This is a genomic window from Cellulomonas soli, from assembly GCF_013409305.1.
In the GTDB taxonomy this organism is placed as follows: Bacteria; Actinomycetota; Actinomycetes; order Actinomycetales; family Cellulomonadaceae; genus Cellulomonas; species Cellulomonas soli.
The window spans coordinates 3,007,635-3,029,552 of record NZ_JACBZJ010000001.1 but is presented as its reverse complement, the minus strand read 5'-3'; the positions used below and the strand labels follow the sequence as shown (position 1 = coordinate 3,029,552).

At 74.6% G+C, this 21,918-nt stretch carries 23 protein-coding genes; 7 read left to right on the top strand and 16 right to left on the bottom strand.

What is annotated here, in order from left to right; all coding sequences use genetic code 11:
* Positions 1-24: 24 nt before the first annotated feature.
* Positions 25-1,809: a sensor histidine kinase gene (locus BKA22_RS13940; RefSeq protein WP_146953049.1), complete on the top strand. Its 1,785-nt coding sequence runs from the start codon at positions 25-27 to the stop codon at positions 1,807-1,809.
* Between the two features lie 39 nt (positions 1,810-1,848).
* Here BKA22_RS13940 and BKA22_RS13935 read toward each other — a convergent pair whose 3' ends face one another.
* From BKA22_RS13935 to coaD, 7 genes are all read right to left on the bottom strand, one after another.
* Positions 1,849-2,475, bottom strand: coding sequence for a response regulator (locus tag BKA22_RS13935; protein WP_146953117.1), 627 nt, complete (start codon positions 2,473-2,475; stop codon positions 1,849-1,851).
* A gap of 110 nt (positions 2,476-2,585) precedes the next feature.
* A complete protein-coding gene (gene mutM / locus BKA22_RS13930; protein ID WP_146953050.1) occupies positions 2,586-3,503 on the bottom strand; it encodes a bifunctional DNA-formamidopyrimidine glycosylase/DNA-(apurinic or apyrimidinic site) lyase in 918 nt (305 codons plus the stop codon).
* Between the two features lie 36 nt (positions 3,504-3,539).
* Complete coding sequence (gene rnc, locus BKA22_RS13925; RefSeq protein ID WP_146953051.1) at positions 3,540-4,250, bottom strand: ribonuclease III; 711 nt, start codon at positions 4,248-4,250, stop codon at positions 3,540-3,542.
* A gap of 46 nt (positions 4,251-4,296) precedes the next feature.
* Entirely contained in the window at positions 4,297-4,494 is a 198-nt protein-coding gene (gene rpmF / locus BKA22_RS13920; RefSeq protein ID WP_146953052.1) for a 50S ribosomal protein L32, read from the bottom strand.
* Between the two features lie 2 nt (positions 4,495-4,496).
* A complete protein-coding gene (locus tag BKA22_RS13915) occupies positions 4,497-5,072 on the bottom strand; it encodes a YceD family protein (RefSeq protein ID WP_146953053.1) in 576 nt (191 codons plus the stop codon).
* A gap of 124 nt (positions 5,073-5,196) precedes the next feature.
* Complete coding sequence (locus BKA22_RS13910; protein ID WP_146953054.1) at positions 5,197-5,694, bottom strand: hypothetical protein; 498 nt, start codon at positions 5,692-5,694, stop codon at positions 5,197-5,199.
* Positions 5,691-6,191, bottom strand: a complete 501-nt coding sequence (coaD, locus tag BKA22_RS13905; RefSeq protein WP_146953055.1) for a pantetheine-phosphate adenylyltransferase — start codon at positions 6,189-6,191, stop codon at positions 5,691-5,693. Before coaD ends, BKA22_RS13910 begins: the two co-directional genes overlap by 4 nt.
* A 71-nt stretch (positions 6,192-6,262) precedes the next feature.
* Here coaD and BKA22_RS13900 point away from each other — a divergent pair, with 71 nt between their 5' ends.
* On the top strand, positions 6,263-6,946 hold the full coding sequence (locus tag BKA22_RS13900; RefSeq protein ID WP_146953056.1) for a GNAT family N-acetyltransferase: 684 nt from the start codon (positions 6,263-6,265) through the stop codon (positions 6,944-6,946).
* Here the strand turns inward: BKA22_RS13900 and BKA22_RS13895 are convergent.
* The 5 genes from BKA22_RS13895 to BKA22_RS13875 form a co-directional block, all read right to left on the bottom strand.
* The gene (locus BKA22_RS13895) at positions 6,877-7,458 is read right to left on the bottom strand and encodes an RsmD family RNA methyltransferase (RefSeq protein WP_146953057.1); all 582 of its coding nucleotides are present in this window, start codon (positions 7,456-7,458) and stop codon (positions 6,877-6,879) included. The two genes, BKA22_RS13900 and BKA22_RS13895, sit on opposite strands and share 70 nt — an antisense overlap.
* Entirely contained in the window at positions 7,455-9,065 is a 1,611-nt protein-coding gene (locus BKA22_RS13890) for a DUF6297 family protein (RefSeq protein WP_146953058.1), read from the bottom strand. The genes BKA22_RS13895 and BKA22_RS13890 overlap by 4 nt, the downstream gene beginning before the upstream one ends.
* On the bottom strand, positions 9,062-9,751 hold the full coding sequence (locus BKA22_RS13885; protein WP_146953059.1) for an ABC transporter ATP-binding protein: 690 nt from the start codon (positions 9,749-9,751) through the stop codon (positions 9,062-9,064). The genes BKA22_RS13890 and BKA22_RS13885 overlap by 4 nt, the downstream gene beginning before the upstream one ends.
* Positions 9,752-9,858: 107 nt before the next feature.
* Positions 9,859-12,078, bottom strand: a complete 2,220-nt coding sequence (locus tag BKA22_RS13880; RefSeq protein ID WP_146953060.1) for an ATP-dependent DNA helicase RecG — start codon at positions 12,076-12,078, stop codon at positions 9,859-9,861.
* Between the two features lie 2 nt (positions 12,079-12,080).
* A complete protein-coding gene (locus BKA22_RS13875) occupies positions 12,081-13,733 on the bottom strand; it encodes a DAK2 domain-containing protein (protein WP_179561787.1) in 1,653 nt (550 codons plus the stop codon).
* A gap of 238 nt (positions 13,734-13,971) precedes the next feature.
* On the opposite strand from BKA22_RS13875, the gene rpmB reads away from it, so the two are divergent.
* Both rpmB and BKA22_RS13865 read left to right on the top strand, forming a co-directional pair.
* Positions 13,972-14,163 carry a 50S ribosomal protein L28 gene (rpmB, locus tag BKA22_RS13870; RefSeq protein ID WP_146842772.1) on the top strand — a complete coding sequence of 64 codons (192 nt, stop codon included), beginning with the start codon at positions 13,972-13,974 and terminating at the stop codon, positions 14,161-14,163.
* Positions 14,164-14,370: 207 nt separating this feature from the next.
* Positions 14,371-14,895 (top strand): GNAT family N-acetyltransferase, encoded by a 525-nt coding sequence (locus BKA22_RS13865; RefSeq protein WP_146953062.1) that lies wholly within the window; start codon positions 14,371-14,373, stop codon positions 14,893-14,895.
* 7 nt (positions 14,896-14,902) lie between these two features.
* On the opposite strand, the gene BKA22_RS13860 is transcribed toward BKA22_RS13865, so the two are convergent.
* Complete coding sequence (locus tag BKA22_RS13860) at positions 14,903-15,880, bottom strand: thiamine-phosphate kinase (protein WP_223203582.1); 978 nt, start codon at positions 15,878-15,880, stop codon at positions 14,903-14,905.
* Positions 15,881-16,016: 136 nt separating this feature from the next.
* Here BKA22_RS13860 and BKA22_RS13855 point away from each other — a divergent pair, with 136 nt between their 5' ends.
* A complete protein-coding gene (locus BKA22_RS13855; protein ID WP_223203583.1) occupies positions 16,017-16,631 on the top strand; it encodes a DUF3515 family protein in 615 nt (204 codons plus the stop codon).
* A gap of 48 nt (positions 16,632-16,679) precedes the next feature.
* On the opposite strand, the gene BKA22_RS13850 is transcribed toward BKA22_RS13855, so the two are convergent.
* Positions 16,680-17,879: a D-alanine--D-alanine ligase family protein gene (locus BKA22_RS13850; RefSeq protein ID WP_257024100.1), complete on the bottom strand. Its 1,200-nt coding sequence runs from the start codon at positions 17,877-17,879 to the stop codon at positions 16,680-16,682.
* Between the two features lie 142 nt (positions 17,880-18,021).
* Here BKA22_RS13850 and BKA22_RS13845 point away from each other — a divergent pair, with 142 nt between their 5' ends.
* Both BKA22_RS13845 and BKA22_RS13840 read left to right on the top strand, forming a co-directional pair.
* Positions 18,022-19,245 carry a trans-sulfuration enzyme family protein gene (locus BKA22_RS13845; protein WP_223203584.1) on the top strand — a complete coding sequence of 408 codons (1,224 nt, stop codon included), beginning with the start codon at positions 18,022-18,024 and terminating at the stop codon, positions 19,243-19,245.
* A gap of 66 nt (positions 19,246-19,311) precedes the next feature.
* Complete coding sequence (locus BKA22_RS13840; RefSeq protein WP_146953063.1) at positions 19,312-19,995, top strand: AMIN-like domain-containing (lipo)protein; 684 nt, start codon at positions 19,312-19,314, stop codon at positions 19,993-19,995.
* A 52-nt stretch (positions 19,996-20,047) separates the two neighbouring features.
* Here BKA22_RS13840 and BKA22_RS13835 read toward each other — a convergent pair whose 3' ends face one another.
* Both BKA22_RS13835 and BKA22_RS13830 read right to left on the bottom strand, forming a co-directional pair.
* Complete coding sequence (locus BKA22_RS13835) at positions 20,048-21,046, bottom strand: NAD(P)H-dependent glycerol-3-phosphate dehydrogenase (RefSeq protein WP_146953122.1); 999 nt, start codon at positions 21,044-21,046, stop codon at positions 20,048-20,050.
* A gap of 56 nt (positions 21,047-21,102) precedes the next feature.
* Positions 21,103-21,867 (bottom strand): lysophospholipid acyltransferase family protein, encoded by a 765-nt coding sequence (locus BKA22_RS13830; protein ID WP_146953064.1) that lies wholly within the window; start codon positions 21,865-21,867, stop codon positions 21,103-21,105.
* Positions 21,868-21,918: the final 51 nt, after the last annotated feature.

The following is a 21,918-nucleotide window of genomic DNA, read 5'->3' as shown; positions in this document are numbered from 1 at the left end:
ACGGACCGAGACGGAGACACCCCAGTGCACAGCCCGGACCGCGACGCCCTCCACGAGGAGCAGCTCCGTGACGGCAGCGGCCCGGGCCGCTCGCGCGGAGGGATCCGCACCGGCGGCGTGCTGACCGAGGTCGACGGCCCGACGGTCGACCTCACCGGCGACGGCCTCACCGACCTCATGCAGGCGATCCTGACGGTCGCCAGCGAGCTGGACCTGCCCGCCGTGCTCAACCAGTTCGTGCGGGTCTCCGCCGAGCTCACGGGCGCCCGGTACGGCGCGATCAACGTCCTCGACCCGCACGGGGTGTCGACGACCTTCGTGTACACCGGCATGCCGACCGCGCTGGCCCGCATGCTGCAGTCCGCGCCGCACGCCCAGGGCGTGCTCGGCCAGATCCCCGCCGAGGGTGCCCTGCGCCTGTCGGACCTGCGCCACCATCCGGCCTTCCGCGGCTTCCCCGCGAACCACCCGCCGATGGGCTCCTTCCTCGGTGCCTCGGTCAGGGTCGGCGACCACGTGTACGGGCAGCTGTACCTGTCCGAGAAGGACGGCGGCTTCACGCAGGCCGACGAGCAGGTGGTGGTCGCCCTGGCTGCCGCCGCGGGCGTCGCCGTCGCCAACGCCCAGCTGTACGCCGAGGCCGCGCGCCGTGAGCACTGGCTGCGCGCCGGGCAGGACATCACCACGATGCTGCTCGAGGGCATCGACGAGGAGGAGGCCCTCGAGCACATCGCCCGCACGGCCCGGGAGGTCGCCGGCGCGGACATCTCGGCGCTCGCACTGCCCGGGATGGGTGGCGACCTGTTCATCGAGCTGGCCGTGGGCGACGGCGCCGACGCCCTGCTGGGCACGGTGATGCCGCGGGGCGGGCGGGCCTGGACGGTGATGACCGAGGGGCGCGGGCTGCTCACGCCGTCGCTGTCCCGCTCACGCACGGTCCGGGTGCCCGTCATGCGTTCCTTCGGGCCCGCGATGTTCGCCCCGTTGCAGACCTCCGGCCGCGGTGTCGGCGTGCTCATCCTGCTGCGACGGGTCGGCCGGGAGCCGTTCGAGGATGGCGACCTGACGACCGCGGAGTCGTTCGCCGCCCAGGCCGCGCTCGCCTACGTCCTGGCGGAGGCGCGGCACGCCCAGGACGTCGCGGCCCTGCTCGACGAGCGCGAGCGCATCGCCCGTGACCTGCACGACCTGGCGATCCAGCAGCTGTTCGCCACGGGCATGCAGCTCGAGACGGTACGGAGGCGGGCCGCGCGCGGGGTCGACCCGAGCGAGCTGCTGTCGATCGTGGAGGAGGCGCTGGACAACGTCGACGGGTCCGTCCGCCAGATCCGCGAGATCGTCTACGCGCTGCGCGACCCCGATGCGGCGACGGGCCTGACGGAACGGTTGCGGCGCGAGTCCTCGTTGGCGCGCACGGGCCTCGGGTTCGCGCCGGGGGTCGTGCTCACGCTCGACGGCAGGGACCTGGGCACGGACCACGACATCGACGAGGACCAGCTCGACGAGCGGATCAGCGCCGAGCTGACCGACGATGTCGTCGCGGTCGTGCGCGAGGGCCTGGCGAACGCGGCCCGGCACGCGCACGCCTCGTCGGTCACCGTCCGGGTGACCGTCCGTGGCGTCGGTCCCACGGGTTCGGTGCTCGTCGAGGTCGAGGACGACGGCGCGGGCCTGCCCGACCGCCGCGACCGCCGCTCGGGGACGGGCAACCTGGCCTCACGCGCCCGTCAGCACGGCGGCACGTTCAGCCTCGGGTCCGCACCCGACGGGCGCGGCACCTTGCTGGTGTGGCAGGCCCCGCTGGACTGACCGGCTTGGACTGGCCGGGGCCATCGGCCCGGCCCGGGGTCAGTGCCCCGGCTCGGCCCGCCAGCCGGAGTGCTTGCGGGACGCGACCCACGCGGCCACCTGGGTGCGGCGCTGCAGGCCCATCTTCGCCAGCAGCGACGTGATGTGGTTCTTCACGGTCTTCTCCGCGACGCCGAGCCGTTCGGCGATCTCCCGGTTCGACAGGCCGTCACCGATGAGGTCGAGCACGCGCAGCTCGCTCGGGGTGAGGTTCTCCGTCGGGTCCTCGTGGCCTGCCTTGCGTCGGGTCACGGTGCGCTCGTCGAGCAGGGTGCGCCCCGCCGCGACCGCGCGGATGACGTCGGTGATCTCCGCACCGCGCACGCTCTTGAGCAGGTAGGCCGCCGCGCCCGCGTCGAGCGCCGCGGCGAGCGCGTCGTCGTCGTCGAAGGACGTCAGGACGATGGCACGTACGTCCGGCTGGGTCTCCTTGACCTGCTTCATCAGGTCGATCCCGGTGCCGTCCGGAAGCTGCAGGTCGACCAGCAGCACCTGCGGGTGCACGAGCAGCGCACGCCGCACGCCGTCGGAGACGGAGCCTGCCTCGGCGACGACCGTCATGCCGTCGGTGCGCTCGACGACCTCCGCGATGCCACGGCGCACGACCTCGTGGTCGTCGATGATCATCACGGTGATCTGGTGGTGCCGGTCGGTCGCGGGCACTGCACTGGTGGGAGACACGCAGGCATCGTACCGAGCCTCGGGCGCACCCCCGGGTGCGTACACGCGGGGGTTATTCACGGCCGCGGTCGCCGTGGCCGTGGTTGGCACGAGGGACAGGTGTAGGCGGACCGGTTCATGAACGCGTCGCGTCGCACGAGGGTCCCGCAGCGCGGGCACGGACGCCCCTCCTGGCCGTACACCGCCAGGGACCGGTCGAAGTAGCCCGACTGCCCGTTGACGTTCACGTAGAGGGCGTCGAAGCTCGTGCCACCCTGCGCGAGCGCCTCGGCCATCACCTCACGGGCCCCGTCGAGCGCCCGCCCGACCTCGGCCCGGGTGAGCGCGGCGGTGGGCCGGTCGAAGTGCAGCCGGGCGCGCCACAGCCCCTCGTCGGCGTAGATGTTCCCGACGCCCGAGACCGTCGTCTGGTCCAGCAGCGCACGCTTGATCCCGGTGCGCCGCGCCCGCACGGCCGCCACGAGCGCACCTCGGTCCAGCGCCGGGTCGAGCAGGTCGCGGGCGATGTGCGCGACCGGTCCGGGCACCGCGGCGAGCGGGGAGCCGGCGCCGCCTGCCGCGCCGTCGGGCGTCGCCACGAGCTCGTGCACGCTCAGGTGGCCGAACGTGCGCTGGTCGACGAAGTCGAGCACCGACCCGTCGTCCAGACCGATCCGCACCCGCAGGTGCGGGTGACCGGCGGCCTGCTCGACCGCCGCCTCGTGCCGGACGAGCAGCTGCCCGCTCATCCCCAGGTGCACGAGCAGGGCGTCGCCGCCCTCCTCGGGCTCGTCGAGCAGCAGCCACAGGAACTTCCCGCGTCGCGCCGCCGCGGTCAGGGTGCGTCCACGCAGCCGTCCGACCAGGTCGAGCGGGCCCGCCTCGTGCCGGCGCACCGAGTACGCCCGGCGCACGTCGACCGCGGTCACACCGCGCCCCAGCACGTGGCGCTCGAGCCCGTCACGGACGGTCTCGACCTCGGGCAGCTCAGGCACGGGAGACCCTCACACGGTGCGGCAACGGCAGGTCGTTCAGGAACGTGCCGGTGCGGACTCGGCCCGGAGCGCCTCGAGGCCACGGTAGGCAGCCGCGGCTGCGTCCTGCTCCGCGAGCTTCTTGGCCGGGCCGGTCCCCGACCCGCGCACCTGGCCGCCGACGACGGCGTGCGCAGTGAACGTGCGCGCATGGTCGGGGCCCTCGCCCACGACGTCGTAGCTGGGTGCACCCAGGCCCAGCTGGGCGGAGAGCTCCTGCAAGGAGGTCTTCCAGTCCAGGCCGGCACCCAGGTCCGCCGCCGCGAGCAACGTCGGCCCGACGAGCCCGCTCACGAGCGTGCGCGCCTGCTCCAGGCCGTGCGCGAGGTACACCGCGCCGAAGACCGCCTCGAGCGTGTCGGACAGGATCGAGTCCTTGTCCCGCCCACCCGTGGCCAGCTCGCCCTTGCCGAGCAGCACGTAGGAGCCCAGGTCCAGCTCGCGGGCCACCTGTGCGAGCGCACGCTGCGACACGGTCGCGGCACGCATCTTCGCCAGGTCGCCCTCGGACTGCGCCGGGTACGTCCGGTACAGCGCCTCGGTCACGACGAGGCCGAGCACGGTGTCCCCCAGGAACTCCAGACGCTCGTTCGTGGGGATCCCGCCGGCCTCGTGCGCGAACGAACGATGGGTCAGGGCGAGCACGAGAAGCTCGGGGTCCAGGCGGACCCCGAGCTTCTCGACAAGTCGATCGGCCGCGGCACTCATGCCGGTCCTCCGGTCACGTGGTGCTTCACGGCGGATGCTGACGGTGTCAGCGTGCCTCGTGCTCGCTGCGCACGGCCTCGGCGTAGCGGCGGCCGTTGTACGCACCGCACGAAGGGCAGGCCGTGTGGGGCTGCTTGTTCGCGTGGCACTGGGGGCAGGCCGTGAGGGTCGTGGCAGTGGTCTTCCACTGCGAGCGACGCGCACGGGTGTTGCTGCGCGACATCTTGCGCTTCGGAACAGCCACGGCTAGCTCTCTTTCGTCTCGTCATTGCTCAGCAGGCCGCCGAGGGCGGACCACCGAGGGTCTAGCGTCTCATGCCCGTGGTCGGGCTCGTCCGCCAGGCGCGCCCCGCACTCCGGGCACAGGCCCGGGCAGTCGGGACGGCACAGCGGCCGGAACGGCAGTGCTGGCACCACCGCGTCACGCAGCGCGGGCTCGATGTCGACCAGGTCGCCCTCGAGCTCGCGCACGTCCTCCTCGTCGTCGCCGTCCTGCAGGGCGACCGCCGCGCGCTCGGGATAGACGTAGAGCTCCGTGAGCGAGACGTCGACATCGTCGACGACCTCGCCCAGGCAGCGCACGCACTCCCCGACCGCCCGGCCCCGGATGGTTCCGGTGACCAGGACCCCTTCCATGACCGCCTCGAGCCTCAGGTCCAGCTCGACGTCGGTCCCGGGAGGGACGCCGATCACGTCGGTACCGAGATCGGCCGGGGCCGTGACGGTGCGCTGCACCGTCCTCGTCGATCCCGGACGTCGACCGAGCTCGTGTGTCTCGAGCACGAAGGGCGAGCGGGGATCGAGGTGAACAGGGCGCTGCACGGTCCGGTCCCCTCGTCGATCTCGGTCCACGCCATGACCGGCAGGACCAACGGATAACCCTACGGCACCGGCGGGTCCGCCCCAAAATCGTGGCGCGCGATCCGGTGCTCTCCCAGCCGCTCGCTCAGCCGAGCGTGTCGTCCCCCAGCCGCCCGGCGAGCTTCGCTCGACCCGCCTGCACCTGGCTGAGCACCTTGCCCAGGTCGATCTCGAAGTCGGCCAGCCGGCGGTCGCAGTAGTCGTCGGCGTCCCTGCGCAGCTGCGCCGCGGTCTCCTCCGCCTCGGCCACGACCTGCGCCGCACGCTCGTGCGCGGCCCGGACCACGGCCTCGTCCTCGACCAGCGCGGCGGCCCTCGCCCGTGCACGCTCGAGGATCCCGTCGGCCTCCGCCTGGGCGGCGGCCCGGGCGGCGTCGGCGTCCGCAAGCACCTCGTCGGCGCGTGCCAGCTGCGACGGCAGCACCTCGTGCGCCTGGTCGACCAGGTCGAGAAGCTCGGCACGGTTCACCAGCACCGAGGACGACATCGGCATCGCTCGCGCCTGCTCCACGGCCGACGCGATCGCGTCCAGCACACCGGTCAGGCCCTCCGGCCGCGTCGTGGGGTCCTCGTGGTCGCTCATCGTGCCTCTCCTCCCGGCGCGGGCAGACCCAGCGCCTCCCGGACCGCCGCGGCGACGCCGGGCGGAACCAGGTCCTCGATCGGGCCGCCGAACCGTGCCACGTCCTTGACCAGCGACGACGCGACGTGCGCGAGTGCGGGGTCACCCACCACGAACACCGTCTCGACACCGGACAGGTGCCGGTTCATCAACGCCATGGGTACCTCGGCATCGAAGTCCGCGCCACCGCGCAGGCCCTTGACGACCGCCTGCGCACCCACCGTACGCACGAAGTCCGCGAGCAGTCCGTCCACGGCCTCCACGCGCACGCCGTCGACGTCGGCGAGCGCTGCACGAGCCAGCTCGACGCGACGCTCGGCCGGCAGGAGCGCCGATTTCGAGGAGTTGCGCGCCACGGCGACCACGACCTCGTCGAACATCGACCGCGCCCGCAGGACCACGTCGAGGTGACCTCGCGTGATCGGGTCGAACGAACCCGGGCAGACCGCCAGAGTCATGAGCCGGACCTCGTCGCACGCACGTTCATGGGTCCCAACCTAGGTGAGGGCGTCGGACGCTACCGTCAGACATGCCCACGCTGCGCGACGCCGAGACCCGCGACCTGCCGGCGATCCGCACCGTCCTGGCCCGGGCGTACCACCCGAACCCGCTGATGACCTGGGTGTTCCCCGACGCCGCCACCCGCGACGAGGCGTGCGCGGCCTGGCTCGCACCCTCCCTCGAGCGCTACCTGTCCGACGGCGTGGTGCACGTCGTCGAGACCGGTGGCACCGTCGTCGCGGTCGCGGCGTGGATTCGTGCGGGCGCCTCGTCGACACCCCGACCGGCCACGCTGCCGACCTCGGCGGGCGTGCTGGCCGCTCTGGTCGGCCAGGATCGCGCCGTCCAGGTCCGCTCCGCGCTCAGGTCGTCCGCACCGCTGTTCCCGAGCGGACCGAGCGCGTACCTGAACTACCTGGGGGTCGATCCCGGTCTTCAGGGCACGGGCCTCGGAGCGAGGCTCGTGCGGCACGGGCTCGCCGTGCTCACCGACGCCGGGAACGGCGCGCACCTGGGGACCACCGATCCCGGGAACGTCGGCTTCTACACGGCGCTGGGGTTCACCTCGGCGGGCACCGTGCTGCTCGACGAGCCCGGACCCTCACTGGAGATCCTCGTGCGCGCGCCTGCGCAGCCCGTCGCTCAGCGACCGGACGGCGACCCGGAGGCCGGCTCGGCGGGCTCGGCGAACCACACCCGCGTCTCGCCGTAGCCACGGTCGTCGAACCGCACGAGCCCGTCCGGCCACGTCGGCTCGGGCGTGCGCGTGGACCGTTCGACCATGACGACCGCACCCTCCCGCAGGCCGGGCAGCACCGCGCGCAGCACGTCGCCCAGGAGCTCCTCCGACAGGTCGTACGGCGGGTCCACGAGCACGAGGTCCCAGGGCTCGACGGGCACGCGCTGCACGAAACGCTCGACCCGGTCGAGGACCACCGACACCCGTCCGCCCAGGCCCGTGGCGGCCACGTTGCGTCGGCACACCTCCGCTGCGGGTCGCGCCCCCTCGACGAGGGTCACCGCGCGGGCACCACGGCTCGCCGCCTCCAGGCCGAGCGCGCCCGAACCGGCGAACAGGTCCAGCACGACGGCGTCGTCGACCACGTCGAGGTGCTCCAGCCGCGAGAACAGGGCCTCGCGCACGCGCTCGCTCGTCGGGCGGGTGCCCTTGGGCGGGACCTGCAGCGCACGACCGCCGGCGACGCCCGCGACTATCCTCGTCACCGCTTGGTGTCCGTCGGTCGACCCGCCTGCTCCCCCGAGGCGTCCATCATCCGTTCCAGGAGCCCGCCCTTGTGGATCGAGGAGGCGACCATCACCGCGATCAACGCGCACGTGATCTGCGCGCCGAGCATCACCGGTGTCACGGTCCGCACCAGCAGCGCGATCCACACCGGCAGCAGGCCCAGCACGACGACGTCGGGGCCACGCGCGATGACCGAGCCGACGCCCGACGGCAGCGCACCCATCGGCGTCGAGACCAGCGGGGCACCCCAGTCCGGAGAGGCCCGGTACGCCGAGCGCACGGCTGCGGCCGCCCACACGGGAGTCGCCGCCAGGCCGAGCGCCATCCAGCCCGCCACGTCCCCCGCCCACCGGCCCACGGCGGCGAACACGACGAGCGACCACAGCGCCATCACGGCGGCCGGCACCACCATCCGCAGCCGACGCACCGTGCGGGCCTCCAACGGCAGGAGCCGGTCGAGCGCCGGAACCATCTCGGCCCGCCGGGCGCCCTCGCCCGTGGCGCTCTGCGCGACGTATCCCGCGACCAGGAGCGAGAGCAGGACCCCCGCCGTGCTCGCCAGCTGCGGCACCGTCGAGACCAGCACGGGGATCAGCGCCGTGACGACCAGCTGCACGACGTGCCGTGTGGACCTGCGCAGCACCACCAGGTCGGTCGTGACGAGCGCCGACGCCGGCCCCCGAGCCGTCCGCAGCCGCGACAGCCGCCGCCGGGTCGCGCGCGCCGTGCCGTCGCTGAGGGCCCGACCGAGCTCACGCGAGTCGAGCGACACCATCGCCCCGACCGCCTGGCTGGCCACGGACCCGCTCTCCCGCAGCGTCCGCGCCGGCACCCGGTCGAGCCGCCGGTCGACGACCACCGCGAGCGCAGCCACACCGACGCCCAGCACGACCACGAAGGGCCACGCGAGCGTCGGCACGCGCTCAAGGTGCACGGCGGCCAGCGCGCTGCCCAGCGCGGCGAACGGCGCCGCGACGAGCACGAGGTCGCCCGCGAGCGCTGTCGAGCGTCGGGCCACGCCCAGCGACTGTGCGAGCCCGGCCAGCAGCACGACGGCGGCCGCCACGAGCCCGGAGGTCACGGCGACCTGGACGACGCGTGCCGGGGAGTCGGCGAGCAGTCCCGCGTCGAGGAGTGCCACCAGCACCGCGCCGACCAGGGCCGCGAGCGCGGGAAGCCGCCTCGCGGCGGGACGCAGCAGGCCGCGTCGGTCCACCGGCAGGCCGAGCCACCAGGTGGCCTCCGCACCGCCGGCCCCGATCGGGCCGAGCCGGCCCGCGAGCGACAGCAGCACCCCGACGAGCCCGACGATCACGACGGTGACGAGGGTGGGCAGGCTCAGCCCCCGCGGAGCGACCACGTCCGGGGCGGGCGGCAGCGAGACCCGCAGCTGCTGCGCGAGGCCGAGGGCGATCGCGACGCTGATGGCGAGCGTGATGATCGCGTAGTAGACGTCCTGGAGCACCGTGCCGAGCTGCGCTCCGCTGCGGGCGTTGGCCGCGCCGGTGGTGTAGCGCCGGATCGAGCGCGCGGCGGGGATCTGGCCGACCTCGTCGGGGCCGACCAGGTCGACATCGGCGGTCACGACGGGTTCCGTCCGATCATGTCCACGGCCTCGGCGACCGAGACCAGCCGCGAGCTCTCGTCCGAGAGCAGGACGGCCCGGTCGGCCACGGCGCGCAGCAGGTCGGCGTCGTGCGTGGCCAGCAGGACCGCACCGCCGTGCGTGCGCTCGTCGTTCAGGCGCTGCGCGAGCCGCGTCTTCATGTCGCGGTCGAGCCGCTGCTCGGGCTCGTCGAGCACGAGCAGCGCCCTCGGCCGGGCGAAGCCGGCGGCCAGCAGCAGGCGGCGGCGCTGACCGGAGGACAGCGCGACCGGGAGCGAACGCGCGTGCTCGGTGAGGCCGAACTCGGCCAGCAGCTCCTCGACCACGTCGTCGGCACCGAGCACCCCGTGCCCGCGTGCGGTCAGGTACAGGTGCTCCGAGACCGTCAGCGCCGGGAAGTACGCGTCGTCGTCCAGGACGCTCGACACCCGGGTGCGGAACGTCACGTCCCGTTCGTCGACCGCGCTCCCGAACACCTGCAAGGAGCCGCCGGACGGCTCGAGCAGCCCGATCACCGATCGCAGGACCGTCGACTTGCCCGAACCGTTGGCCCCGACGAGCGCGAGGACCTTGCCCGGCGCGAGCGTGAACGACACGGGGGCGCACACCGGTGCACCGCCGTATCCGACGAGCAGGTCCTGGGCGCGCACGACGGGCTTCGACACGACCGCCAGGGTAGCCGTGCCTGCGCCGTGCACCGCGGGTCACCCGTCCCACGCCGACCTGCCGGACGACGAGCGTCGGTGCCGGTGCCGGTGCCGGTGCCGTCGGCTCAGGCGCGGTCGAGAAACTCCTCGCGCTCCCCCGCGAGCCGTTCGTCGATCGCGGCGCGCAGCGCGGGCCACGTCGCGAGCGACACGTCACGGTCCACCAGCGCGCGGGCGTCGGCGCGTGCCTTCTCGATCACGTCGCCGTCGCGGGTCACCCGCAGGAAGCGCAACGAGCTGGACGTCCCCGACTGCGCAGCCCCCAGCACGTCGCCCTCGCGGCGCAGCTCCAGGTCGAGCGCCGCGAGCTCGAAGCCGTCCGAGGTCCGGGCGAGCGTGTCGAGCCTGATCGCCGCAGGCGTGCCGGCCACGACGTCGGCGACGAGCAGGCACAGGCCCGGTGCCGTGCCGCGCCCGACCCGCCCCCGCAGCTGGTGCAGCTGGGAGACCCCGAACCGGTCGGCGTCGAGGACCACCATCGTGGTGGCCTGCGGGACGTCGACCCCGACCTCGACGACCGTGGTGGACACCAGGACGGGTGTGCGCCCGACCGCGAAGTCGTCCAGCGCACGCTCCTTCTCCTCCGGGGCCATGCGGCCGTGCAGCGTGCCGACGTGCACCCCGGCGAGCACGTCCATGCCGGCCAGCTCGGCCGCGACCTCGACGACGGCGCGCAACGGCGCACGGGCGGGCTCGGGCCGGCCCGTCGGGTCGGGCTCGGTGACGGAGAGGTCGTCGGGCTCCTCGCCGGTGGCCGTGGCCTCGCCGTCGCCGTCGATGCGCGCGCACACCACGTACGCGCGACCGCCGCCGTCGACCTCCTCGCGGACCCTGGCCCAGGTGCGGGCGGTCCACACCGGGTTGCTCGCGGGCACCACGTGCGTGGTGACCCCGCTTCGCCCGGCGGGCAGCTCGCGCAGCACGGAGGTCTCCAGGTCGCCGAACACGGTCATGGCGACGGTGCGCGGGATGGGTGTGGCCGTCATCACGAGCAGGTGCGGGGTCGAGGCAGCCTTGGCCCGCAGGGTGTCGCGCTGCTCGACGCCGAACCGGTGCTGCTCGTCGACCACGACGAGCCCGAGGTCGGCGAACTGCACGACGTCGGACAGCAGCGCATGCGTGCCCACCACGATCCCGGCGCGTCCGCTCGCCGCGTCCAGCAGGCTCGCACGGCGCGCCGCGGTCGGCTGCGAGCCGGTCAGCAGCGCGACCCGGGTGCCCACGTCGGCGCCACCGAGGTAGCCGGCCTCCGCGAGGTCGCCGAGAAGAGCCCGGAGCGACCGTGCATGCTGGGCCGCGAGCACCTCCGTCGGCGCCAGCAGCGCCGCCTGCCCCCCGGCGTCGACGACCTGCAGCATGGCGCGCAGCGCGACGACGGTCTTGCCGGAGCCGACCTCGCCCTGCAGCAGCCGCTGCATCGGGGTCGGCAGCGCCAGCTCGTCGGCGATCTGCTCACCGACCTCGCGCTGGCCCGCCGTGAGCGTGAAGGGCAGCCGGGCGTCGAACGCCTCGAGCACCCCGCCGGTCGTGCGCGCGCGGGCCGTCGCCTGCTGGGCGGCCGTCAGCGCGCGGCGACGGGCCAGCTCGGCCTGCAGCACGAACGCCTCCTCGTACCGCAGCCGGTCACGGCCACGCTGCCAGTCGGCCTCGGTGCGCGGCACGTGCACGTCGAGCAGCGCCTCGTGCCACGACGGCAGCCCGTGCCGTTCGCGCACGTCCTGCGGGAGCGGGTCGGGCAGGTCGGCGGGCGTCAGCGGGTCCAGCACGGTGCGCACGGCCTTCGCGATCTGCCAGGAGGCGATCGACGCCGACGCCGGGTAGAGCGGGATCGGACGGCCTGCCTCGTCGAGCGCCTCGTTCTCGTCGTCGACGTCCAGCCCGAAGATCGTGTAGTCCGGGTGGGTGAACTGCCGTTGCCCGCGGTACTCGCCCACGTCGCCGGTGAAGAGCCCTCGCCGACCCGGTACCAGCCGCATCTCGTGGTAGCCGAGCGCGCGCGTGCTGCGACCGAAGAACGTCAGGGCGAGCGTGTGCTGCCCGTCGGTCACGACCGCCTGCAGCAGCCCCTTGCCGGTCGAGGTCGGACGGACGGTGACCTGCCGGACCTCGGCGACGACCGTGGCGTGCTCGCCGGGTGCGAGCGTGGCCAGGTCGGTCAGCGTGCCGGGCTCGGCGTAGCGGCGCGGGTAGTGCCGCAGGAGGTCGCCGACGGTGTGCAGGCCCAGCGTGCCTAGCGCCGTGGCCGAGCGCGGCCCGACGGCCTTCTTGAGCGGGTCGTCGAGCATGGTCAGTCCAGTCCTGCGCGCAGGCCGTCGATCCCGGCGGCGGGCCCGAGCACGAGCAGCTCCAGCATCGGGTGGCGGGTCGCGAGCACGGCCTCCAGCCGGGTGGCGATCTCCTGCAGGTCGTCCGGCGCGAGCTGTTCACCGTGCAGGAGCGTCAGGTGCTCGGCGGGTGCGGCGTCGGAGGGCCACCCTGCCTCGAGGGCGTCGACGGCCTCGAGCACGTCGGCCACGGCGCGCCCCGCCACCCCATCAGGTCCGGCATCAGGTCCGGCACCAGGCCCTGTACCGGACGCGCCGTCCGGCGCTCCCGGTCCGGGCCGACCGAGCGCGGTGCTGCGCAGCCGCTGCACCGCTGCCCTGGCCCCGCTCCAGGCGTGCCCGTCCGGCGCGGAGCCCGTCAGCGCGAGCAGCGCGACCGTCGCCCCGAGCTCGTCCCCCGTCTCGACGACCTGCACGCCCTGCAGCCGCTCGCCCCAGGGCCCGGGCACGGCGGCGAGGTCCGCGAGGACCTCCTTCTCGACGACCCCGCCGGTGAGCACCGTCACCGCTCCCGTCCCCGCGTCGACAACCGCCCGCCCCAGGTGACGCGCCCCGAGCGGTGTCTCGGGGCATCGCAGCACGACGACCGCACCGAGCGCGGCGTACCAGGCGGCCAGCCCCGGCGACGCGGTGCACACCACGACCCCCGAGGGCGCGTGCTCGTCGAGCGTGCCGACCGTCCCGGCGTGGCCGGCAGCCACCAGCCGCACCACGACCTGCTCGCGTGCACCCACGGCGCAGGCCGCCACGACCTCGGCCGGGGCGTCCGTGTGCACGTGCACGTGCCACCACCCGTCGGCCCCGACGACCGCGACGGAGTCGCCCAGCATCGGCAGGCGCTCGCGGAGCAGGGCACCCGGCCCGGAGCCGTCGTCCAGGGCGGGCGATCCGGTGTCGCCCGAGGTGCGCACCAGGAGCATCACCTCGAACGCACCGCCGCCCTCGATCCCGTGCGCCGCCACGCCGGCGACCGGCAACCATGCGAGATCGGCGTCGGACGGCGGACCCTCGCCGCGGACCACGCGGGCGAGCGAGTCGAGCACGACGAGCAGCGCGCAGGCACCGGCGTCGAGCACGTGCGCGGCCCGCAGCACGGGGTGCTGAGAGCTGATCCGGGCGAGCGAGCGGTGGGCGTCCGCGAGCACGCCGTCGAGCAGCGTCCCGAGGTCGGCCCCCGCGTCCGCGGCCACCTGCGCCCCGTCGGCGACGTCGCGCGCGACGGTGAGCACGGTGCCCTCCTGCGGGTCGGTGACGGCCGCCCGGGCGCTGCGGGAGGCCGAGCCGAAGGCCGTGGCGAGGGCGGTGGCGTCCGCGACGGCGGGCAGCCCTCGGGCGAGGCCCGCCAGGTACTGGCTGAGGATCACCCCGGAGTTGCCCCGCGCGGCCAGCAGCGCGCCGTGGGCGAAGGCGTGCGCGACCTCGCCCGCGCCGGCGTCCTGCGGGACCACGTCGAGCGCCTGGCGTCCGCCGGTGACCGTGAGCAGGACGTTCGTGCCGGTGTCGGCGTCCGCGACCGGGAACACGTTGACCGCGTCGATCCGCTCGTGCGCGACGACGAGCGCCTCGTGGGCCGCATGCGCCCACCTGCGCAGGAGCCTGCCGTCGAGCCCGTCCACCGTGCCTCCGTCCGTCCGTACCCGTCGACGCCCCACCGGCGCACGCCCGACGGGCGCTGCGCGCGCGGCGTGCCCGCCCACCCTGCCGCATCCGGCCCACATTTGGGCGCCCCCGGCTCATGGGCTAGTCTTGAGCGGTTGTCCGGCCGAGCCGGGCACTGGTGGCGCCTGAGCGCCCCGGACCACAGGACTCCGCCGCTCACCAGCGGCGTGCACGAAACCGAACCAGGAGAAGATCGTGGCTGCTAACTGCGACGTCTGCGCCAAGGGCCCGAGCTTCGGGCACAGCGTCTCGCACTCGAACGTCCGCACGAAGCGCCGCTGGAACCCGAACATCCAGCGCGTGCGTGCCGTGGTCGCCGGGACGCCCAAGCGTCTCAACGTCTGCACCTCGTGCCTCAAGGCCGGCAAGGTGCAGCGCGCGGTCTGAGGCCGCCCAGCACGTCGTCGAGAGCCCGCGGGGATCGTTCCCCGCGGGCTCTTGCGTTCCCGGACCCGGGCGAGCACGCAGCGCGAGCCCGCGCACGGGCGGTGAGGGCACCGCTGCGACCGCCCGTGCGGACGACGCACCGGGTCCGTACCCGAAATCCGCCCGATTCCTGGGCCGGCCCGGTCCCCGTGTGGCAGGGTGAGCGCCATGGTCGAGCAGCTCGACGAGGTGACGATCCGTATCGCCGACGAGGACGACGCGGCGGCCATCGCGCGCGTGCACGTGCGCAGCTGGCAGGAGGCCTACGCGGGCATCGTGCCGGCCGGCTACCTCGACGCCCTCGACGTCGACCAGCGGTCCCAGAGCTGGAGCGGCTACCTGCGCCGCGGCCCGAAGGAGCACGTCCGCACCTGGGTCGCCCAGACCCCGTCGGGCATCGTGGGCTTCCTCACGCTCGGTCCCTGCCGCGACGAGGACGCACGTCGGGGCGAGCGGGAGATCTACTCCGTCTACCTCGACCCCGGCACGTGGGGGCACGGCGTGGCGCGCGACCTGCTGCGCACCGCCCTCGCCGACCTCGGCAGCTCGACACGTGTGTCGCTGTGGGTCCTCGCGGACAACGAGCGGGCCCGGCACTTCTACCGTCGGCACGGGTTCCAGCCCGACGGCGTCGAGCGGCTCGACGAGCTCGGTGGCGTCGACCTGCTCGAGGTCCGCTACCGGCGCGGTTGACCCGGGATCACGCGCGGAAGTGGTCCCACCCGGTGCCGCGGGTCCCGGGTTCATGCCCCCCGACGAGCACGTCCGGACCCTCACCGGCGTCGAGCACGCGCCCGACACGTCGGAACGGCGCCGGCAGCGGCCCGTCAGCGGGGAACGTGGCGAGCAGCCCGTGGTCCTCGCCACCGGTGAGCACCCACTCCGTCGCGTCGGCACCCAGCAGCCGTGCAGCGTGCTCGAGCCGCTCGAGGTCGTCGGCGAAGGCGGACCGAGGCTCGTCCAGGTCCAGCCGCACACCGCTGGACCGTGCGATCCGCCCGGCGTCGCGCAGGAGCCCGTCCGACACGTCGAGCATCGCGGTCGCACCCGCGTCAGCAGCCCTGGGCCCGGCCTCGAGCGGTGACGTCGGCCGCAGGTACGCCTCGACGAGCCCGGCGTCGTCACCGCCCCGGCCCGCGTCCAGCAGCGCCAGACCGGCCGCGGACCAGCCTCGCCGTCCCGCGTGGGCGACGACGTCGCCGGGGCGCGCACCCGAGCGCAGGACGGGCGCGCGCCCTGCCAGGTCGCCGTGCGCGGTCACCGCGACCACGACGTGCTCGCCGCCCGACAGGTCGCCCCCGACCACGCCGACGTCGAGCGGTGCGCACACCTGCCCGAGCCCGCGCGCCAGCCCCTCGACCCAGTCGACGGGCAGGTCGCCGGGCGCCACCAGGGCGACGACCAGGCTCGTGGGACGTGCACCCATCGCTGCCACGTCGGCGAGGTTCTGCACGGCGGCCCGGTGACCCACGTCCTCCCCTGTCGACCACCGGCGCCGGAAGTGGCGGTCCTCGACGAGCACGTCGGTCGTCACGACGACCCGGCCGTCCGGTGCGGCGACGACCGCGGCGTCGTCGCCGGGCGGCACGCTCGTGCCGGTGCCGGCCGGCAGGTGCGGGAAGATCAGGGCGAGCAGCGCGTCCTCGTCGACGTCGCGCACGAGCAGGTGGTCGGTCACGTCCGCCACCGTAGACGGCCCGGCCCCGGGCCCCTGCACCGGGACGTCGCCGCCGGTGTGTGACACGCGCCGCACGACGCGCTGTCCGACGAGGCCAGGCGCACCCGGAGGAACGGTCGGACGCTACGGTGACGGGGTGCCCCTGACGCCGTCCACGCCCGCTGCCCGCGCGGACGGCACGTCGGTCCCGGCCTCCTCCCGTCCCCGCAGGAAGGCGAGCGGAAGCAGGGGCGGGGCCCGATCCGTCGCCCTCGTCAGCGCCGCGTGCGCCACGCTGCTGGTCTCGTCCTGCGCCTCGGCGGTCCCCGTCGAGGTGGCCCCGTACGCCACGGACCCGGTGTGCGCCGAGATCGTGCTCGCGCTCCCCGACGACCTCGGCGACGACCTGCCGGGCCTGGACACGACCGCTCAGGCCACCGCGGCCTGGGGCACGGCCGCGGCACCCGTCGTGCTGCGGTGCGGTGTCGAGCCGCTCGGCCCGACCACCGACCGCTGCGTGAGCGTCGAGACCCCCGGCGGCCCGAGCGTGGACTGGGTCGTGGTCGCCGGCGACGGCAGCGACGCCACGCAAGGCAGCACGACCGACGGCACCGGCACGCCTGCCACCGACTGGACGTTCACGACCTACGGTCGCGAGCCCGCGATCGAGGTGCACGTCCCGGCGCAGGTGGCCGGCGAACGGTCGACGTCGTTCCTCGACCTGCTCGGCCCGGCGGTGCAGCACGCCGAGCAGGTCCGCTCGTGCCTGTGAGCGACGGGCCCGGACGAGCGAGCGCCGCCCGGCCCGGCGGCGCTCGCCTCAGCGCAGCCCGGTCGGCCGTTCGAGGGCCAGTTGCAGCAGCTCGTCGACCAGCTCGGGGTAGGCGATCCCCGACGCCTCCCACATGCGCGGGTACATCGAGTAGGGCGTGAAGCCGGGCATCGTGTTGATCTCGTTGACGACCACCTCGCCGTCCGGCGTGACGAACACGTCGACCCGGGCCAGACCCTCGCAGCCGACGGCCTCGAACGTGCGCACGGCAGCCTCCTGCACGCGGGCGATCACCTCGGGCGGCAGGTCCGCCGGGCACGAGAGCCGCACGCCGGCCTCGTCGAGGTACTTGGCCTCGAAGTCGTAGAACGTGTGCCGCTCGTCGGTGACGACGATCTCGCCGGGCAGCGAGGCACGCGGGCGCACCCCGCCCCGTCCGCCGAGCACGCCGCACTCGACCTCCCGCCCGACGATCGTGGCCTCGATGACGACCTTCGGGTCGTGCCGCTGGGCCTCGGCGACTGCGGCGTCCACGTCGGCGAGGTCGTCCACCCGGGAGATGCCCAGGCTCGACCCGGCGCGGGCGGGCTTGACGAACACGGGCAGCCCCAGCTCGGCGGCCGCCTTCGCCGCCAGCTGCGGGTCCCGCGCGAGATCGCCCGGCAGCAGCACCCGGAACGGCCCGACGGGGAGCCCGTGACCGGCCAGCACGAGCTTCATCATGTGCTTGTCCATGCCGACCGCGGACGCGAGGACACCCGCCCCCACGTACCGGACGTCCGCGAGCTCGAGCAGGCCCTGCAGGGTCCCGTCCTCGCCGAAGGGCCCGTGCAGCAGCGGGAAGACCACGTCGACGTCCCCGAGGTCGCGAGGCAGCTGGTCGGCCTCGAGCACGCGCACGGCGCGGTCCTGCACGTCCTGCGGGAGGAGCACGTGGGCGGCCGTGTCCTCGACCTGCGGCAGACGTCCCTCGGTGATGGCCCACCGGTCCGGGTCGTCGTCGGCGAGAACCCAACGCCCCGTGGGGGTGATCCCGACCGCCAGCACGTCGTAGCGGTCCCGGTCGAGCGCGCGCAGCACACCACCCGCCGTGGCGCAGCTGATGGCGTGCTCTCCGGAGCGACCGCCGAACAGGACCATGACCCGGGCACGACGGGAGGGCGCACCGGCGTCGGAGGGGTTCGTCGGGTCGTCCGCGGGGGCGGGTGCGACGGACGGGAGTGACTGGGGGGCGGACGTCGGTTCCATCGGGCCCGACCCTACCCGCCGAGCCGCACCTTTCGGACGCGCTCGAGCCTCTCGTGCGGCCGCAGCCGGACCCGTGCGGGCACGACGCACCGCCACCTGGGACGCCGGTCGGACGCGATCGCGCCGCCGGTAGCCTGCCGGGGTGAGCGCCGCACCCGAACCCGCCTCGTCCACGCACCACGGACTGCCCTCTGCGCTGTCGCCCGCGACGCTCGCCGTCGCCGCCGGACGCCCCCCGCGCGTGCAGGGTGGGCCGGTGAATCCCCCGGTCGTCCTGTCGTCCACCTATGTCTCGCAGGGCGAGGTGCCGCCCGGTCAGCTGTTCTACGCCCGGGCGGGGACCGAGACGTGGCATCCGTTCGAGGAGGCGCTCGGCGCCCTCGAGCGGTCGGTGCACCCGGCGCTCGTCTTCGGCTCCGGCATGGCCGCGATCGCCGCCGCGATGTCCCTCGTGCCGCCGGGCGGTCGGATCGTCCTGCCACGCCACGCGTACAACGTGGCCACCTCCTACGCCCAGGACCTGGGCCGACGCAGCCAGGTCACCACGACTTTCGTGGACGTCGCCGACACCGAGGCCGTGCTGGCGGCCGTCCGCGGCAAGGGTGCCCCGGGTGGGACCCCGGCGTCGATGCTGTGGATCGAGTCGCCGACCAACCCGATGCTGGAGGTCGCCGACGTGCCCGCGCTCGTCGCCGGCGCCCACGCGGCCGGGGCCCTGGTCGCGGTCGACAACACGTTCGCGACCCCGCTCGGGCAGCGACCGCTGGGCTGGGGCGCGGACGTGGTCGTGCACTCCGTGACGAAGTACCTCGCCGGTCACTCCGACGTGGTGCTCGGCGCGGCGCTCACCGACGACCCCGAGCTGCACGCACGCCTGCACGGGTACCGCACGCTGCACGGAGCCATCGCGGGGCCCACCGAGGTGTGGCTCGCCCTGCGCGGCCTGCGCACCCTCGCGCTGCGGGTCGAACGCTCCCAGACGAACGCCGCCGAGCTGGCCCGACGGCTCGTCGACCACCCCGCCGTCGCGGCGGTGCGCCACCCCGGCCTTCCCGACGACCCGGGGCACGCGCGAGCCGCCGCGTCCATGGACGGCTTCGGCTCGATCGTGGGCCTGCGACCGCTCGGCGGCGCCGCGGGTGCCGACGCCGTCGTCGCGGCCGTGCGCCTGTGGGTCCCGGCGACCAGCCTCGGTGGCGTGGAGTCCTCGCTCGAGCGGCGGCGCAGGTTCCCCGGCGAGCCCACGAGCGTCCCCGAGGACCTCCTTCGCCTGTCGGTCGGCATCGAGGACGTCGAGGACCTGTGGGCCGACCTGAGCGCGGCGCTCGTGCACGCCCAGGGCGCCGGGGAGCCGCGCACGAGCTGAGCCTCCCGGCAGGCGTGCCGCAGGGCACCGGACCTACGCTGGACGTGATCGAGGAGCGTGGTCACGATGCAGCTCCGGCACCGCCCGTGGAGCATCGTCGTCGTTCTCACCGCGTCGGTCGCGCTCGGCGTGGCCTCCTGCTCCGCAGGTGGCTCCGGGGACGGCGAGCCGTCGCCCATCACCCCCGAGCCCACGTCGAGCAGCGCCCGGTCCGAGGAGCCGACGGCATCGCCGGACGTCTCCGCCTCCCCGACCGGCACGTCCGCACCGGGCAGCACCGACGAGGACGGCACGGCGAGCGCACCGGCGTTCCCGGCGGACACCTCCCCCGACGCCGGCGACGCGGCCGGCGGTGACGTCGGCACCCTGAGCGACCTGCGCCTCGGGGCGCACGAGGGGTACGACCGTGTCGTCTTCGAGCTGGACGGCCCGGGAACGCCGGACTGGCAGGTGCGCTACGTCGACGCGGCGGTCGGCGACCCGAGCGGGCTGCCGGTCGAGGTGACCGGTGAGACGGTGCTCGAGGTGACGCTCTTCCCCGTGGCGCTCCCCGACGACGGCACCGACCCGTACGACGGCCCGTCGACGATGCGGGCGGCCGGGACCACGTCGGTCACCGAGGTGGTGTGGAACAGCCTGTTCGAGGGCTACCTGCAGGCGTTCGTGGGCGTCGACGGCGGCCGGCAGCCGTTCCGCGCGTATGCGCTGAGCGATCCGGCCCGGATCGTCGTGGACGTCCGCTCGCCCTGACGGGACGTGCGTCCTTCCGGTCGTGACGAACGCGGGGCGTGGCCGACCCGGGTCAGACGCCCTCGGCCTTGCGAGGGCGGGCCAGGAGCAGTGCGGCGAGCTCGCCGACGGGCAGACCTTCGTAGAGCACCCGCACGACGGCGGCCGTGATCGGCATGTCCACGCCCAGCGACCCGGCCAGCTCGAGCACCGACCGGGAGGACTTCACGCCCTCGGCCGTGCCGCCCGTGGCCGCCACCGCCTCCTCGAGGCTCATCCCGCGACCGATGTGGCAGCCGAGCGTGTGGTTGCGCGAGTCCGGGGACGCGCAGGTCGCCATGAGGTCGCCCATCCCGGCCAGGCCGGGGAACGTCTCGGCGTCCGCACCGAGCGCGAGCCCGAGCCGGCTGATCTCGACGAGCCCGCGCGTGATGACCGTCGCCATCGTGTTGTAGCCCAGCCCGCGCCCCTGGGAGATGCCGACCGCGAGCGCGATGACGTTCTTCACCGCCCCGCACAGCTCGACCCCGACGACGTCCCGGTTCGTGTAGGGCCGGAAGTACGAGGACGCGCACGCCCGGGCGACGATCCGGGCCGTGTCCTCGCTCGTGGAGGCGACGACCGTCGCGGTGGGCTGTCGCTGCGCGATCTCCTTGGCCAGGTTCGGACCGGACACGACGGCCACGCGGGCGAGGTCGATGCCGAAGGACTCGGCCACGACCTCGCTCATCCGGCGGTCGGTGGACAGCTCGACGCCCTTCATCAACGAGACGACGACGGCGTGCGGCGCCAGGGCGTCGGCGAGCGGCGCGAGCGTGGCTCGGGCGCTCTGCGAGGGGACGGCGACCGCCACCACGTCCGCTCCCGCGAGGGCGGCCCGGGCGTCCGTCGTGGCGCCCACGGCGTCGGGCAGCGTGATGCCCGGCAGGTATCGCTCGTTGCGGTGCTCGTCGGCGATCTGGCGGCACACCTCCTCGTCGCGCCCCCAGACGGTGACGGCGCAGCCTGCGTCGGCGAGGACGGCGGCGAACGTGGTGCCCCACGAGCCGGCACCGAGCACCGCGGCGCGCAGCGGCCGCTCGCTCGGACCGTCTGCCGTGGACGCGGAGGTGTGCGTAGGCGCGCCGGTCACGACTGCGCGGCCCCGTCCGAGGGGGTGCCGTCGGACGGCGGGGCGGGCTTGGCGGTCCTGCGCATGTCGTGGCGGGTCGCCGGAGCCTGCTCGCCGCGGATGCCCTCGAGCAGCACCGTGATCGCGTCCATGACGCGATCGGTCGCCTCGCGCAGCGTCGCGGAGTCACGCGGACGGTCGTAGAGGTCGTCGAGGACGACGGGCGGACCGGCGACGATCGTGACGTCCTTGGGGGGGAAGGGCTTGAACAGCTTCTTGTACCGGCCGAGCACGTCCTGCGGGCCCCACTGGGCGACCGGGATCACGGGCGCCCGGGTCGCGAGCGCGAGGCGGGCGACGCCTGTCTTGGCGACCATCGGCCACAGGTCGGGGTCGCGGGTGAGCGTGCCCTCGGGGAAGACCGCGACGCACTCGCCCGCCTCGAGGGCGGCCATGGCCGCGTCGAGGGAGTCGTGCGCGGCGGCCGTGTTGCGGTGCACGGGGATCTGCCCGGTCCCGCGCAGCACGCCACGCAGCACGGGAACCGTGAACAACGAGGCCTTCGCCAGGATCTTGGGCGCGTGCCCGCTGTCGTACAGGTAGTGCGCGAACGTCAGCGGGTCGAAGTTCGTCATGTGGTTCGCCGCGGCGATGAACCCCTGGTCGGTCGGGAAGTTCTCCTGGCCGGACCAGTGACGACGGGTGATCGCGTACAGCAGCGGTCGCAGGATGCGGGCGACCACGCGGTAGGCGCGGTTGGAGCGTTCGGGATGACGCGGCACGGCAGCCGATGCTACCCGGCCGCCTGCACGCGCCCCCGCGTCGCCCGCGAC

Coding starts and splice junctions, on each gene's coding strand:
- BKA22_RS13865 (WP_146953062.1), top strand. CDS start 14,371: ATGGTCGAGCAGCTCGACGAGGTGACGATCCGTATCGCCGACGAGGAC.
- BKA22_RS13935 (WP_146953117.1), bottom strand. CDS start 2,475: ATGATCATCGACGACCACGAGGTCGTGCGCCGTGGCATCGCGGAGGTC.
- coaD (WP_146953055.1), bottom strand. CDS start 6,191: ATGACTCTGGCGGTCTGCCCGGGTTCGTTCGACCCGATCACGCGAGGT.
- BKA22_RS13910 (WP_146953054.1), bottom strand. CDS start 5,694: ATGAGCGACCACGAGGACCCCACGACGCGGCCGGAGGGCCTGACCGGT.
- BKA22_RS13840 (WP_146953063.1), top strand. CDS start 19,312: ATGCAGCTCCGGCACCGCCCGTGGAGCATCGTCGTCGTTCTCACCGCG.
- rnc (WP_146953051.1), bottom strand. CDS start 4,250: ATGAGTGCCGCGGCCGATCGACTTGTCGAGAAGCTCGGGGTCCGCCTG.
- BKA22_RS13900 (WP_146953056.1), top strand. CDS start 6,263: ATGCCCACGCTGCGCGACGCCGAGACCCGCGACCTGCCGGCGATCCGC.
- BKA22_RS13850 (WP_257024100.1), bottom strand. CDS start 17,879: ATGGAACCGACGTCCGCCCCCCAGTCACTCCCGTCCGTCGCACCCGCC.
- BKA22_RS13880 (WP_146953060.1), bottom strand. CDS start 12,078: ATGCTCGACGACCCGCTCAAGAAGGCCGTCGGGCCGCGCTCGGCCACG.